The sequence below is a fragment of the Vibrio sp. 1288 genome, assembly GCF_033344475.1.
Window position 1 is genome coordinate 25,015 of the sequence record NZ_JAWPOX010000040.1, and the last position, 15,370, is coordinate 40,384.

Below are 15,370 nucleotides of genomic sequence, written 5' to 3' on the forward strand. Positions count from 1 at the left end.
TTGAGAGTGATTTAGCAGATTTCAATCGCGATAGCGGTAGCTTCGCCGCCGCCAATACAAAGCGATGCAACGCCACGCTTACCACCAGTTTGTTTTAGCGCATGAATCAAAGTGACAAGGATTCGATTGCCACTTGCGCCTATTGGATGCCCCAGCGCACAAGCCCCTCCGCGAGGGTTCACTTTGCTCTCGTCCAGTTCGAGTGCTTTTACCGCGTATTGAGTCACGACAGCAAAAGCTTCATTGATTTCCCAAAGGTCCACGTCTGATTTGTCCCAGCCCGTTTTTTCCAGCAGCGATTCAATCGCGAAGACTGGTGCGATGGTGAACTCATCAGGCTGTCTTGCATGCGTGCTGTACGCGACAATTTTGGCTAGGGGCTGAAGGTTTTCCTGACGACCAAACTCACTATCGACTAAGATCATTGCCGACGCACCATCCGAAATGGAACTAGAGTTTGCTGCGGTTACGCCGCCATCTTTGGCAAACGCAGGGCGTAAGGTAGGAATTTTAGTGACGTCGAGTTTGCTCGGTTGCTCATCATCTACAACCAAGGTTTCACCGCGTCGACTTTTTACGTTAAAAGGCACGATCTCTTCTTTGAACAAACCTTGTTCGATTGCTTGCTGCGCACGAGTCAACGACTGTTGCGCCCAGGCATCCATACTTTCACGGCTGAACTGATACTTTTGCGCCGTCTGTTCTGCAAAGACACCCATCAGCTCGCCTTGGTAGGCATCCTGCAAACCGTCATAAAACATGTGATCAAGCACTTGCTCGTGACCTAAACGGAAACCATCACGCGCTTTCTTTAATAGATAAGGAGAAGACGACATGTTTTCCATGCCACCAGCGATGACAGCATGCGCATTGCCAGATTGAATAAGGTCATATGCCAGCATGACGGTTTTCATACCCGATCCACAAACTTTGTTCAGTGTCGTACAACCAATCGATTGTGGCATTTCAGCTTTAAGACTTGCTTGTCTTGCAGGCGCTTGCCCCACACCGGCGGGTAAAACGCACCCCATCAACACTTCGTCTATTTTGTGCACATCGAGTTGGCTTTCGGCTAGCGCCCCTTGAATGGCTCTCGCACCGAGTTCCGTGACATCTGTTGAAGCTAATGCACCTTGAAAAGAGCCGATAGGCGTTCGCTTAGCGGCAACAATCCATGTTTCATTTTTCATTCCATTAACCTTTTGTTGACGTTTACGTCATAACTATACTAACATTTACGTTAACGTCAAGTTTGAGGTTATTGTTTGTTCGAGTGATTCTTTGATTTCGAGTAAATGCGAGTGATATCAAGGCTCAAGAGTGGATGTTGTTTGTTTACTTTAACGTTAACGAATTGTATATTCATGTAAATGTTATACGAAAGTCGTAAGGTTAAGGAATGAACACATTTAAGATCAGCGAGCTCGCGAAAGAGTTCGACATTACTACTCGAAGCATTCGCTTCTACGAAGATTTAGGTCTCCTAACTCCAGAACGTAAAGGCAACACTCGAATCTACAATGGTCGTGATCGAATTCGACTAAAACTGATTTTGCGAGGTAAGCGATTGGGCTTTTCTCTTGCAGATATCAAAGAGTTATTTGAACTCTACGATACCGATCAAAGTACTGAGCAGTTGAACTATATGATTCGGTTGATCGAAGAGAAGAAGGCAGCATTGCAACAGCAAGCAAACGACATTCAAGCGGTAATGATGGAGTTAAATGCTGCGCAGTTGCGATGCCAAAACACACTGAGATCCATGAAAGGCGAAAAAGTCACCTAACACCTCAACTCTGGGATGTAGGTGACGTAAAGGCAAGGACACGCAATGAAATCTACCTACTCTTCCCTGAACTTTGTTTATGACGAAAATACCGATTTGCTTCGCGAGCAAATCAATAGTTTTGCTGCAAGAGAAGTTGCGCCGCTAGCGCAATCTATCGACCAAACTAACGACTTTCCAAACCATCTTTGGTCCAAATTAGGTGACATGGGTCTTTTAGGTGTGACCACCAGCGAAGAGTTTGGTGGTGCAGGCATGGGCTATCTCGCCCACGTTATCGCTATGGAAGAAATCAGCCGAGCATCCGCTTCGGTTGCGTTAAGTTACGGCGCTCACTCCAACCTTTGCGTCAACCAAATCCACCGTAACGGCACACAAGCGCAAAAAGAGAAATACCTACCTAAGCTCATCTCCGGTGAACATATCGGCGCCCTTGCTATGAGTGAACCCGGCGCCGGCTCTGATGTGGTCTCTATGCAGCTTAAAGCCGAACGTAAAGGCGATATTTTCCTATTAAATGGCAACAAAATGTGGATCACCAACGGCCCTGATGCACACACCTATGTTGTCTACGCAAAAACCGACCCAAGCCAGCACTCCAAAGGCATCACGGCATTTATTGTGGAACGCGGATTCCCTGGATTTACTCAAGCACAAAAACTCGACAAGTTGGGTATGCGCGGCTCGAATACGTGTGAGCTGGTCTTCCAAAACTGCGAAGTCCCTGCGGAAAATATTCTCGGCGAAGAAAACCAAGGCGTGAAAGTATTGATGAGCGGCCTCGACTACGAACGTGTGGTGCTTGCAGGCGGCCCACTTGGCATCATGCAGGCGTGTATGGATATCGTTGTGCCTTACATTCACGACCGTAAACAGTTCGGTAAATCCATCGGTGAATTCCAGCTAGTTCAAGCAAAAATCGCGGATATGTACACACAAATGAATGCCGCTAAAGCGTATGTTTACGCCGTCGCTGCCGCTTGTGATCGCGGTGAAACCACACGTAAAGATTCTGCTGGCGCGATCCTCTACAGCGCAGAGCTGGCAACCAAGATGGCACTGGATGCGATTCAACTACTTGGCGGTAACGGCTACATCAACGAGTTTGATACGGGCCGTTTGTTGCGAGATGCCAAGCTGTATGAAATCGGTGCGGGCACTTCAGAAATTCGCCGCATGCTTATTGGTCGCGAATTGTTTAACGAAAGCGCCTAATCAACATACCTAGGCGTTCTGAATCTAAATAAATTCCTTATTCAACCTAAATCTTATTCAACATAGATAAAGGCGGGTGGTGTCACCCGTCTACCGAATGGAGATCGGCTATTTATGGCTTGTTTGACGACCAATATTAATACCCATTCAGAGCAGTATCAGGAAAACTACCGCTCTATGGCGTCGCTCGTGGATCAACTCTATACCGTGACTGTGCAAATCGAAGATGGTGGCGGCGAGAAAGCCCGCGAGCATCAGCAGAAGAAAGGCAAACTTCCGGTACGTGAGCGCATTCTTGCCCTACTCGACCCTGGTTCGTCCTTTCTAGAAATTGGTCAATTTGCTGGCTGGGATGTGTATCCAGATTACGTTCCATGTGCTGGGGTGGTTGCAGGTGTGGGTGTGATTGACGGCACTGAGTGCATGATCGTCGCGAACGACGTGACGGTAAAAGGCGGCAGTTACTACCCACTCACCGTGAAAAAGCACTTAAGAGCACAAGAAATTGCAGAAAAATGCCAACTGCCGTGTGTTTACTTAGTCGACTCTGGCGGTGCTAACCTCCCCCGCCAAGATGAAGTCTTCCCAGATAAAGACCATTTTGGCCGTATTTTCTACAACCAAGCCCGTATGTCGGCCAAAGGCATTCCACAAATTGCGGTGGTCATGGGGCTATGTACCGCTGGCGGCGCTTATGTCCCTGCCATGTGCGACGTATCCATCATAGTCAAAGAACAAGGCACGATTTTTTTGGCAGGTCCACCTCTTGTAAAAGCAGCGACAGGTGAAGAAGTCAGCGCGGAAGATCTTGGTGGCGCAGACGTTCATTGTCGCACCTCTGGTGTGGCGGACTATTACGCAGAAAATGATCACCACGCGTTAGAGTTGGCAAGACAAGCCGTTTCTCAAATTAACCACTTGAAACCCGTTCAACTCAAGCAAAAAGCACCACAGGAACCACGTTTTCCTGCCCAAGAGCTGTACGGCATCGTCGGAACCGATCTCAAAAAGCCGTTTGATGTTAAAGAGGTCATTGCCCGAATTGTTGATGATTCCCAGTTCGATGAATTTAAAGCCTTGTTCGGCGAAACCTTGGTCTGTGGCTTTGCCCATATTCACGGTATGCCGATTGGCATTGTCGCTAACAACGGCATTCTATTTTCGGAATCAGCACAAAAAGGCGCGCATTTTATTGAGCTGTGCGCACAACGCAAAATTCCTCTGCTTTTCTTGCAGAACATCACGGGCTTTATGGTCGGTCAGAAGTACGAAGCCGAAGGCATCGCCAAACATGGTGCGAAAATGGTAACTGCTGTTGCGTGTGCAGACGTGCCGAAGTTTACCGTAGTGATTGGTGGCTCGTATGGCGCTGGGAACTACGGCATGTGTGGCCGCGCTTATGATCCAACCATGATGTGGATGTGGCCAAACGCGCGCATCTCCGTCATGGGTGGAGAGCAAGCGGCTGGCGTGATGGCGCAAGTGACCCGCGATATCAAAACTCGCAAAGGTGAAAGCTGGAGCGCGGAGGAAGAAGAAGCGTTCAAACGTCCAATTGCGGTGCAATATCAGACTCAAAGCCATGCATACTACGCCAGTGCTCGTTTGTGGGACGACGGCATTATTGACCCTGCGAAAACCCGTGATGTTGTCGGCATTGCTCTGTCTGCTGCGCTTAATGCGCCGATACCAGACAGCAAATTTGGCATCTTCCGTATGTAGTCGGATGCAAGGCAAACCTTAACTCCTCGCGAATACCGATGTTTAACAAGTAATGGTTAGCGAGCATTGAAATACAGACTGAAATGTCAGACAAAGGAAGTCACATGACCGGACTACTGCTTGAAAAAGACAGCAATGGCGTTGCCTGGTTGAGCCTGAATCGGCCAGAAAAACACAACGCGTTTAATGACGCATTGATTGCCTCACTAATTGAGACACTAGAACAGCTCGAAAAGGACGATTCTCTCCGTGCACTGGTGTTAACTGCACAGGGAAAACACTTTTCTGCGGGAGCAGATCTTGGCTGGATGCAGTCAATGGCCGCCAAAACCGAAAGTGAAAACCTGCAAGATGCACAGCAACTAGCAAAACTTTTGCATACGCTGGATACCTTTAGCAAACCAACCATTGCTATGGTGCATGGCGCTGCATTTGGCGGCGCACTTGGGCTTATCTGCTGCTGCGATATCGCTATTGGTACACCTGAAAGCCGCTTCTGTTTGAGTGAAGTGAAGCTCGGTTTGTTACCCGCCACCATCGGACCTTACGTAATCCGAGCGATTGGACAACGACAAAGCCGACGCTACTTTTTAACCGCGGAACTGATTGATGCCGAAACCGCACTATCGATGAGTATTCTTCATCAGATAGACGCTCAACCACGTGAAGCCGTCAATCGCACCATTGATCACCTGCTTAACAACGGTCCACAAGCCATGCAGGCAGCAAAAACGCTCTGCTTACGTTGTGACAATCAACCTATCGAGCATTCATTAATTGAATACACCAGCCAAGCTATTGCAACCGCCCGCGTGTCCGCAGAAGGACAAGAAGGACTGAGTGCATTTTTTGAAAAGCGCGCCGCCAATTGGAGGAATCATGTTTAAAAGAATACTGATCGCAAACCGCGGTGAAATTGCCTGCCGAATCATTAAAACCGCAAAAAGCATGGCTATAGAGACGGTTGCCGTCTATTCCGAAGCGGATCGCAGCAGCTTACATGTTAAACAAGCGGATTTCGCTGAATTCATTGGCCCCGCTCCGGCGAGTGAATCGTATCTCGATATCGATGCGATTATCGGCGCTGCGAAAAAATGGCAAGCCGATGCTATCCACCCTGGGTATGGTTTTCTTTCCGAGAACCCGAAACTGGCGAAAGCGTGCAGCGAAAATGGCATTGTTTTTATTGGCCCTTCCACCAGCGCAATTGAAGCAATGGGTTCGAAGTCGCAAGCCAAAGCCATCATGTCAGAGGCGAACGTACCATTGGTTCCGGGCTATCACGGCACAGACAACAGCATAGAGCATTTATTAGCAGAAGCGGAAAAAATCGGTTACCCAGTGATGCTTAAAGCAACCCAAGGGGGCGGCGGTAAAGGCATGCGAGTGGTCAATAGCGCAGCCGAAATGCCTCTGGCCATCGACGGTGCGCAGCGTGAAGCACTTTCAAGCTTTGGCGATAAGCAGCTTCTAATCGAAAAATGTATATTGCAGCCTCGCCACGTTGAAGTTCAGGTATTTGCTGACCAACATGGCAACTGTGTCTATCTTTCTGATCGCGATTGCTCCATTCAACGCCGTCACCAAAAAGTAGTCGAAGAAGCACCAGCTCCCGGTCTTAGTGATGAACTGCGTAAACAAATGGGTGAAGCTGCGGTTCAGGCCGCTCAAGCGATCGACTATGTTGGCGCTGGCACGGTGGAGTTCTTGCTCGATAGCCGCGGTGAGTTTTACTTCATGGAGATGAATACCCGTCTGCAAGTTGAACACCCTGTTACTGAATTGATCACCGGTGTTGATTTGGTGGAGTGGCAATTAAAAGTCGCAGCTGGCGAGCATTTACCTATTTCGCAATCTGAAATCACCCACAACGGTCATTCAATTGAGCTGCGAATTTACGCAGAAGATACAGACAATGACTTTATGCCGTCGACTGGCCGCATTGATTACTTAAAAGAACCCGTATCAGACAGTAGTGTGCGCCTAGCGTGCGTACGCGTTGATAGTGGTGTTACCCAAGGCGATAGCATCAGCGAATATTACGATCCAATGATCAGCAAACTGATCGTCTGGGGGCAAACTCGTGATATCGCGCTAAAGCAGCTTAAGCAGGCGTTAACTCAATATCACGTACGTGGCGTAACGACAAACATTGGTTACCTGCACAGCATTGTTTCGCAGCCAGCCTTTGCCGAGATTGAGCTCGATACAGGTTTCCTCGTCACACATCAACAAGGCATAAATGAGCAGCAAGACGTGTCGGATTCAATCTGGCTTACATTGGCGGCGGTTGCTCGCTGGAATGATCTCATTTCAAAATCAGACAGCTCAACGTTACCCGCGCCAACCAAACGAGGTTTTAGACTGTCAGTTGACAACGTTTACCGATTTAACTTCACGGATGCCAAAGCCAACCATCAGGCACGTTTGCAACAATCATCGCAAGATACAGGATCTCACTTCACTGTCCGATGTGGTGAGGAGCTGCATCAGGTTATCCTGCTTGAAAGTGACAACCAGTTTATCGTCGATATTGATAATGTGCGTTACACCTTTAATGCACTTAGCGATGAACAAAGAACAACACTATTTTATCTTGGTCAGCAGCGCACGTTCGCTCATCAACCTAACTTTGACTCTGCAAAAGATGTAGATGATGAACTCAGTCCAACCGCACCACTCAACGGCATAATTTCAGCAGTTATGGTGGCTAAAGGTGACGAAGTGGCGGCGGGCGATCCGCTTTTGGTACTCGAAGCAATGAAAATGGAATACACCATCACGGCTCCGGTCGCAGCAACAGTCGACGAATTGTTTTATCAGCACGGGGACCAAGTACAGCACGGTTCCATACTGCTGAATTTGTCTTTGATATCGGATAACGTCAGTGAAGATAAGGAGCGCGAATATGCTACCAGCGAAGGTTAATATCGTCGAAGTCGGCGCTCGTGATGGTCTGCAAAATGAAACGGCAGTGACGCTGGTTGATAAAATCCGTTTGATTAACCAACTAAGCAGCAGTGGCTTAAAGCATATTGAGGCGGGATCTTTCGTCTCTCCAAGGTGGGTGCCTCAAATGGCCGATTCCGATCAGGTGTTTGCTGGTATCTCAAAAAAGCCTGAAGTGGTTTATAGCGCGCTCACACCAAATCTCGCAGGGTTAGAACGTGCGCTGGAAAGCGGTGTAAAGCGAATTGCGGTGTTTGGCTCCGCTTCAGAAACGTTCAGCCAGAAGAACATCAACTGCAGCATTACCGAAAGTCTCGCTCGATTTGAGCCCGTTATCGAATTGGCGAACCAGCATAACATTCCTGTACGCGGGTACTTGTCTTGTACCATGGTGTGCCCATATGAGGGAGTAATCAAGCCAGAGCAAACTACCAAGGTCGCCAATACGTTGTTTGATATGGGATGTTATGAGATTTCGCTCGGTGATACTGTCGGTAAAGCAACGCCTAATCGCGTTATCGCCATGCTGGATTCGTTGTTAACGCTACTGCCAAAAGACGCGCTCGCAGTACATTTTCATGACACTTATGGGCAAGCATTAGCCAATATCTATCAAGCCTTGTTAATGGGCATCAACACCATTGATAGCGCAGTAGCGGGGCTCGGCGGCTGCCCTTACGCGAAAGGAGCCAGTGGTAATGTTGCAACGGAAGATGTACTTTATCTGTGTGAGCAACTTGGGATTGAAACAGGCGTTGACCTTAGCGTCATCAATGAAGCGGGTTGGCAAATTTGCCGTGCGTTAGGAAAGTCTCCTGCTTCTAGGGTCGCATTGGCTCTAGGCGATCCGTATAGCTTGTAAATCATCAACAACCAATCAGGTAATATATTTCAACGGGCATGCAGACGTACGTGCCCGTTTTTTATTGTTACTCATAAAAACCTTAACGCTCAACGGTCTTCATCACATTAATTAGTGCCTGATTTCAGCTACAATTTAGTTTCAAAGCGAACGTATAAAACAGGATCAGGTAAATGCTCATAACATTTCGTTGTCGAAGCCACTCAAACGTCACAATGTTTGGTGATATTGCATTAGATATGCTCAAAATGATGGGTCACAGCGGCACGGTGCCGGGATCAATTTCCGCTCAAGATGTTCCTGACGCGTTATCAAGATTAACTTCTGCTCTATCTGCGAAAAATGCAGCTGAAGAAAATCTCCATACTGATGTAGACGAAGAGGAAGAACAAGCAGAGCCCGCGGTAAGCCTAGGACGCAGAGCGTTTCCACTGATTGAGTTGCTAAAATCAGCAATCAAAGAAGAATGCGAAGTCATGTGGGACAACCAATAACGCCTTCAAACTGGTTTCTAACGAGGTGAATCCGTGTTGTGACCGCCTCGCTTTGGTTGCTCGACACCAAGATAAGAACACCAATACCGCTTATCGCCCTATCCGTTTCTCTCCCTAGACAACTTGATTTGCCCATCAATGTGCACATCTCGTTGTGGAAACGCGATTTCAATGCCGTGCTTTTCGAAAGCTTCGTAGATTTCAAAACGCATGGCACTTGCGACCGAGCGAATACCGCCCTCAACCGTTGAGTTAATCCAAAAATAAGATTCGAAGATCAAAGCATTGTCACCAAAGTCTTGAAAAAACACATCTGGCGCTGGCGAACTCAGAACTTGCGCTTGCTGCGAAGTCACTTCCGCCATTAAGGCAGCAACCTGTTTGACATCGCTCCCATACGCGACACCGACGACGACAGAGCCACGAACTAATCTGTCGCATAACGTCCAGTTGATCACCACGTTCTCAATCAACTGACTGTTGGGTATGAGCATATGAACACCATCGGTTCGTCTGATTCTCGTTGAGCGTGTATTTATTTGCTCGACAGTGCCTTTGGCGCCCTCAACCTCTAAAAAGTCCCCAATTCGGATTGGCTTTTCACCAATCAAAATCCAGCCACTTATGAAGTTGTTAATGATGTTTTGCGCACCAAAACCGAAGCCGATAGCGATGGCACCAGACAGAAAGGCAAACGCGGTAATTGGCACATTTATCATCGAAAGTGTGGTCATAAAAATAATGGCGAGAGCGATGACAAATAATATCCGTTTAACCAAATGAATCACGTTTGGGTCTTTCCCCGATGAAGACATTCTTGACGTAACGGTTTTGATCAAAATTTTCGATAACCATAAAGCGACAATGACCCATGTCGGCACCATCAATATCGCCCACAACGTGATAGGTTGTTCGTTAAAGGTAAACAGCGTTGTTTCTAAAAATGAAATGACCCGTTCGAACATAAAGTGCTCACTCTTGATTCATCGTTGCCAGCAAGCCAGAGCGCATAAGTCTTAAATTTTTAGGTCAATCGATAGCGCAAGCGACTCAATTAAGTTCTACTTATTAACTATATTGTAATCTACGTAAAACGCTTCGAGTGGTTTCCCGCTTTGGCTTCAACACGATTAAGCCATTTAAGGAGTACGTCTTTGTGTACTCAACGAGCCAATCAACCGACTGAATACGCAAGGCAAATCAGTGATAACTTTCTGATTTTTAAGCATCAAATTTTCACTTCGAATCACCTTCATTTATTATTATGCACCTTATTGCAAACAACATTGATGGAATGATTGTTATGTCAGAACTGACTCGGATGCGCTCTGGAGAAACCTATAATTGTCTGGATGAAGAACTAAAGCTGATGCGCGCCAAAACCGCGCAGCTTGTCTTCCAATTTAACCACGAGCCAAACCCAAGTATCCGTAGACAACTATTGGCGGAAATGGGCGTCCAATTAGAAAACAGCGCCTGTATAGAGCCACCGCTTCAACTTACCTACGGTTGTCACTTGTCCATCGGGGAAAACTCCTACATCAACTGGGATGCCATTATTCTGGACAATGGGCAGGTTAAGATTGGCGCGGACGTCATGATTGGGCCTAGAGTGCAAATTTACACAGCCGCTCATTCACTCGATACACAAAGACGCTTAGCCGGAGATGAGATCGCCAAACCGGTAAAAATCGGCAATAACGTTTGGATTGGTGGGGGCGCTATCATACTGCCAGGCGTGACCATTGGCGATGAGGCCGTCGTCGGCGCTGGCTCTGTCATAACCAAAGACGTTGCGCCGGGCGATCGAGTTGCTGGAAATCCCGCGCGCTCTATTAAACCAAAAAACTGAAGAAAGTCGCTATTTCGCCAAATGACAGCGAATAATGTTGGCAAGCAGATTGAGAGCATGGACGTATTTGTCATTGAGCTCAAAAGAAGCGTTAAGACGAATACAGTGATCGTATTGTTCTGTCAGGCTGAACATCTTTCCCGGTGCGATGCTGATATTATCTTTTAGCGCTTCTCGATATATCTGCAAGGCGTCGATATGCTTGGGAAGCTCTAACCAAATAAAGTACCCGCCGCTTTGGCTTAACACTTTGACTGCTTCAGGTAACAGCTCACTAAGCAGATCCGTCATCTTACTTTTACGTTCAAACAGCTTTTTCCGTAACTGCTTCAAATGCGATTCATAATTGCGGCTTGTTAAATAATGCACCAATGTCATTTGCACTGGTGCACTCGTCGCTAATGTACTCATTAGCTGTAACTTTTGTACCTCTAGCGCCCGCTTTCCCGCCGCAACCCAACCAATACGTAGCCCTGCGATTAATGATTTTGAAAACGAGGAGCACAACATGGCATTGCCCGTGTCATCAAACATTCTTAGTGGGTAGACCGAGTCATTCCCTGCATGCAGTTCGCTGTACACATCATCTTCAATCACTGGTACGTTATATCGCTGTGTCAGCTCAATCAGCTTTTGTTTTTTCTCGTTGGTGAGCGTAAAACCCAGAGGATTTTGGAAGTTCGACATCAGCCAACATGCTTTCACATCGTGTGTTTGCAGCGCTCGTTCCAATGAGTCTAGGTCAATGCCCGTGACTGGGTCTGTTCTTACTGAGAGCGCTTTCAAACCTAACCGCTCTAAGGATTGCAATGCACCGTAGAATGCAGGCGACTCCACAACCACCCAATCTCCCGGTCTTGTGCAGGCTTGCAAACTGAGCGTTAACGCCTCCAGCGCGCCTGCCGTAATAACAATTTCATCGGGTGAAATTTCAATGCCTTTCGCAGCATAACGCTTCGCGATGATGGTGCGTAATTGTTCGTTTCCCGGCGGTAAGTTATCAAAGGCGGTAGAAATCGGCATATTGCGAGCGGCTGCGCTCATCGCCCGATTCACGTGATAGCGTGGGTACAAACTTGGATCTGGATAGGCAAAGCCAAAATTGATCATGGATGGATTTTTACTCGCTTGCAGCACATCAAAGATAAATTCATTGATGTCTACCTGTTCTGTCCACGAAACCGCGGCTGGCGCTTGGGGTTCATTTGAACTCTTAATATTGGGAGCGACTCGATAACCAGAGCGCGGCTGTGAGGTGACCCAGCCTTGAGATTCCAGAATTTGATAGGCATGCAACACCGTCATCAAGCTTAAACCCGAGTGTTCAGATTGGCGACGCAGAGAAGTCAGCTTGTCACCCGGATGCCATATCCCCGATTTTATCTGCCTTTTAAGCTGTTCCACTAACTCTTGATACTTCGCCAAACGCAAATCCCCCTCCATAAAGCTGAATTCAAAATAATAACACTTCAATATTTAATCTGTTATAGGTTTATAGTCACTGTCTGTACCTACTTCCCTCATTCCGCTCCTTTTAAAATAGCTCTCTCATAAAACTTAAAAGATCAAAGGAAGTTTAATGTTTGGCCTCGACGCATTTATGCTTGCACGGATACAGTTCGCCTTCACGGTATCCTTTCATATTATTTTCCCCGCTATCACCATAGGTTTGGCCACCTATCTCGCCGTGCTGGAAGGCTTATGGCTAAAAACACGTAATCCCGATTACCAAAAGCTCTATCACTTCTGGTCGAAAATTTTTGCGGTTAACTTTGGGATGGGCGTTGTATCTGGCCTTGTCATGGCCTATCAATTCGGCACCAACTGGAGTGGTTTCTCCGACTTCGCTGGTTCTATCACTGGCCCATTACTGACTTATGAAGTGTTAACGGCTTTCTTTCTCGAAGCCGGATTTCTTGGCGTGATGCTGTTTGGTTGGCGTCGCGTCGGCGAAAAGCTGCACTTTTTTGCAACCTCGATGGTGGCGTTAGGCACGATCATTTCGACCTTCTGGATTCTCGCCTCCAACAGTTGGATGCAAACGCCACAAGGCTATGAAATTGTCGACGGACGTGTGGTGCCAACCGACTGGTTTGCTATCGTTTTCAATCCTTCATTTCCTTATCGTTTGGCTCACATGAGCGTCGCAGCTTTTGTCAGTTCAGCACTCTTTGTAGGCGCGTCAGCCGCTTGGCATTTATTGAGAGGCAATCAATCGACTGCGGTAAAAACCATGTTTTCGATGTCGCTCGGGATCTTAGTGTTCCTTGCGCCACTCCAAGCCGTGATTGGCGATGTGCATGGGCTAAACACTCTGGAACACCAGCCCGCCAAAATCGCTGCCATCGAAGGACATTGGGATAACAGTGATGGCAAACCAACCCCATTGATTTTGTTCGGCATGCCAAACATGGAACAAGAACGCACAGACTATGCCTTAGAAATTCCTGTTCTAGGAAGTTTGATCCTACGCCACAGTTTAACTGAGCCAATCCCGGCGCTGAAAGACTTCCCGAAAGAGGAACGACCGAACTCACCTATCGTCTTTTGGTCATTTCGAATCATGGTCGGGCTAGGACTTCTGATGATTTTTCAAAGCTTCTACAGCATGTGGTTACGAAAAAAGAACACGCTTTATACCTCGCGTTGGTTCCTCAAATTTTCATTATTTATGGGGCCATCTGGCCTTATCGCAATACTCGCTGGCTGGTTTACGACAGAGGTTGGTCGGCAACCTTGGGTCGTGTATGGCGTACAAAAAACGCGTGATGCGGTTTCTGCACACGGAGACCTACAAATGAGCATCAGCCTGCTGTGTTTCCTTGTTGTATACAGCTTGGTATTTGGTTTTGGTTATTACTACATGATCCACCAAATCAAGAAAGGCCCCGATGCAATCGAACACGATGAGCACGACATGACGACCGTTTCAGGTCGCATCTAGAATTTGTCACAAAGTTAAGGTAGAGAATATGCATTTTGATTTATCCGTGATTTGGTTCGCGATCATCGTTTTTGCCACTTTGATGTACATCATCATGGACGGCTTCGATTTGGGTATTGGAATACTGATGCCCTTCATCAAGGATGAAAAACAAAAAGACGTCATGGTCAACAGTGTCGCGCCAGTTTGGGACGGTAACGAAACTTGGATTGTGCTTGGAGGCGCATCTCTATTTGGCGCTTTTCCGATGGCTTACGCGGTGATTATTGAAGCGCTAACCATCCCTTTAACGTTGATGTTGATTGCTTTGATCTTTCGTGGAGTCGCATTTGAGTTTCGCTTTAAAGCATTGGAAAGCCACTTAAAGTTCTGGGATCGCTCTTTTATGGTCGGATCGATTTTAACCACGTTTTTCCAAGGCATCGTTGTTGGCGCGGTAATTCAAGGCTTTGCGGTGGAAAACCGCGTCTTCGTAGGTAGCCAACTAGACTGGCTTACCCCTTTTCCCATCTTTTGCGGTTTGGGTTTAGTCGCAACGTACGCGCTGCTCGGTAGCACATGGCTCATCATGAAGACGGAAGGTGCACTGCAAAACACGATGTACCGCTTCACTAATAAAACACTACTGGCGATGATCTCCGCATTAGTCATTGTGAGCGCTTGGACTCCACTTGCTTACCCTACCATTGCGGAAAGATGGTTTTCTCTGCCGAATTTGTTCTACTTACTGCCCGTACCAGTCATTACTGGACTGGTATGTTTGAAGATTGCTGACTCCGTTAAAAAGCGTAAAGAGCGCAGCCCTTTCGTGATGGCGCTAGTGATCGTGATTCTCGGGTTCGCAGGGCTTGGCATCAGTATCTGGCCAAATATCATTCCTCCTAGCATATCAATATGGGAAGCAGCGGCTCCTGCAAGCAGTCAGCGCTTTATGCTCGTTGGAGCGGTGATCATCATCCCGATCATTCTGGCTTACACCTTTTGGAGTTATTATGTCTTCTCTGGAAAAGTGAAAGAAGACGAAGCGTACCATTAACGAGTTGATAAGGAGTGAGTATGAAAGTCAAAAATTGGTGCCGCCAATGGGCGTGGATGGTTGGAATTTGGGTCGTTAGCGTCGCTGCATTAGGGTTAGTGTCTATGTTATTTCGCGTCATGATGACCGCTGCAGGGTTAAAATCTTAGCGCGGCATTTTTAAGTCAATAAAAAATGGATGCCTCTAGATCTTGTGTAAGAGCTAGAGGCGTTGAACCTAATACTCAATCTTAATGAAAAAGCCAAGCGTTAAGAATCTACTCAAAACATTCTTTCATAAGTCTACATTGCCTGAAGTCGTTCATGCATGCTTACGAGATCAAAAGGTTCAAGCTTTTTCGCAATGCTCAGTAATGCTTCCTTTTTATCTTGCGGTAAACTTTGAAACTTCGACTCTAAACGTAAATCCACTTTGCTAAAAAGTAGCTTTCTAATTGGCTATGTTCCCTTTAATTGTTGCTGAAGACTTAACATCCTGTTTTCATTAAGTTCTTCAGTAACTTCCATGTA

At 47.1% G+C, this 15,370-nt stretch carries 14 protein-coding genes; 11 read left to right on the top strand and 3 right to left on the bottom strand.

All coding sequences use genetic code 11. The features are described from left to right. Positions 1-11 precede the first annotated feature (11 nt). Positions 12-1,190, bottom strand: coding sequence for a thiolase family protein (locus R8O11_RS21460; RefSeq protein WP_318194415.1), 1,179 nt, complete (start codon positions 1,188-1,190; stop codon positions 12-14). Positions 1,191-1,399: 209 nt separating this feature from the next. Between R8O11_RS21460 and R8O11_RS21465 the strand changes: the two genes are divergently transcribed. The 7 genes from R8O11_RS21465 (at position 1,400) to R8O11_RS21495 (ending at position 9,028) form a co-directional block, all read left to right on the top strand. Next, complete coding sequence (locus tag R8O11_RS21465) at positions 1,400-1,786, top strand: MerR family transcriptional regulator (protein ID WP_005373242.1); 387 nt, start codon at positions 1,400-1,402, stop codon at positions 1,784-1,786. A gap of 45 nt (positions 1,787-1,831) precedes the next feature. Then, positions 1,832-3,001, top strand: coding sequence for an isovaleryl-CoA dehydrogenase (locus R8O11_RS21470; RefSeq protein WP_318194416.1), 1,170 nt, complete (start codon positions 1,832-1,834; stop codon positions 2,999-3,001). 114 nt (positions 3,002-3,115) lie between these two features. Further along, on the top strand, positions 3,116-4,723 hold the full coding sequence (locus tag R8O11_RS21475; RefSeq protein WP_318194417.1) for a carboxyl transferase domain-containing protein: 1,608 nt from the start codon (positions 3,116-3,118) through the stop codon (positions 4,721-4,723). Positions 4,724-4,827: 104 nt separating this feature from the next. Beyond that, positions 4,828-5,610, top strand: a complete 783-nt coding sequence (locus tag R8O11_RS21480; RefSeq protein WP_318148835.1) for an enoyl-CoA hydratase-related protein — start codon at positions 4,828-4,830, stop codon at positions 5,608-5,610. Next, on the top strand, positions 5,603-7,651 hold the full coding sequence (locus tag R8O11_RS21485; protein WP_182015885.1) for an acetyl/propionyl/methylcrotonyl-CoA carboxylase subunit alpha: 2,049 nt from the start codon (positions 5,603-5,605) through the stop codon (positions 7,649-7,651). The genes R8O11_RS21480 and R8O11_RS21485 overlap by 8 nt, the downstream gene beginning before the upstream one ends. Beyond that, positions 7,632-8,534, top strand: coding sequence for a hydroxymethylglutaryl-CoA lyase (locus R8O11_RS21490; RefSeq protein ID WP_213895754.1), 903 nt, complete (start codon positions 7,632-7,634; stop codon positions 8,532-8,534). The genes R8O11_RS21485 and R8O11_RS21490 overlap by 20 nt, the downstream gene beginning before the upstream one ends. A gap of 173 nt (positions 8,535-8,707) precedes the next feature. Further along, positions 8,708-9,028, top strand: coding sequence for a DUF1840 domain-containing protein (locus R8O11_RS21495; protein ID WP_025767896.1), 321 nt, complete (start codon positions 8,708-8,710; stop codon positions 9,026-9,028). Between the two features lie 98 nt (positions 9,029-9,126). On the opposite strand, the gene R8O11_RS21500 is transcribed toward R8O11_RS21495, so the two are convergent. Then, complete coding sequence (locus R8O11_RS21500; RefSeq protein WP_005373258.1) at positions 9,127-9,993, bottom strand: mechanosensitive ion channel family protein; 867 nt, start codon at positions 9,991-9,993, stop codon at positions 9,127-9,129. A gap of 338 nt (positions 9,994-10,331) precedes the next feature. On the opposite strand from R8O11_RS21500, the gene R8O11_RS21505 reads away from it, so the two are divergent. Next, the gene (locus R8O11_RS21505; RefSeq protein ID WP_033906440.1) at positions 10,332-10,880 is read left to right on the top strand and encodes a sugar O-acetyltransferase; all 549 of its coding nucleotides are present in this window, start codon (positions 10,332-10,334) and stop codon (positions 10,878-10,880) included. 9 nt (positions 10,881-10,889) lie between these two features. Here R8O11_RS21505 and R8O11_RS21510 read toward each other — a convergent pair whose 3' ends face one another. Further along, a complete protein-coding gene (locus R8O11_RS21510; RefSeq protein WP_081107495.1) occupies positions 10,890-12,323 on the bottom strand; it encodes a PLP-dependent aminotransferase family protein in 1,434 nt (477 codons plus the stop codon). Positions 12,324-12,459: 136 nt separating this feature from the next. Between R8O11_RS21510 and R8O11_RS21515 the strand changes: the two genes are divergently transcribed. From R8O11_RS21515 to R8O11_RS21525, 3 genes are read left to right on the top strand one after another with little or no spacing between them, the layout of a single operon-like run. After that, entirely contained in the window at positions 12,460-13,824 is a 1,365-nt protein-coding gene (locus R8O11_RS21515) for a cytochrome ubiquinol oxidase subunit I (RefSeq protein ID WP_005477080.1), read from the top strand. A 28-nt stretch (positions 13,825-13,852) separates the two neighbouring features. Next, on the top strand, positions 13,853-14,860 hold the full coding sequence (cydB, locus tag R8O11_RS21520) for a cytochrome d ubiquinol oxidase subunit II (RefSeq protein WP_033906439.1): 1,008 nt from the start codon (positions 13,853-13,855) through the stop codon (positions 14,858-14,860). 20 nt (positions 14,861-14,880) lie between these two features. Beyond that, on the top strand, positions 14,881-15,009 hold the full coding sequence (locus tag R8O11_RS21525; protein WP_017447407.1) for a DUF2474 domain-containing protein: 129 nt from the start codon (positions 14,881-14,883) through the stop codon (positions 15,007-15,009). Positions 15,010-15,370 lie beyond the last annotated feature (361 nt).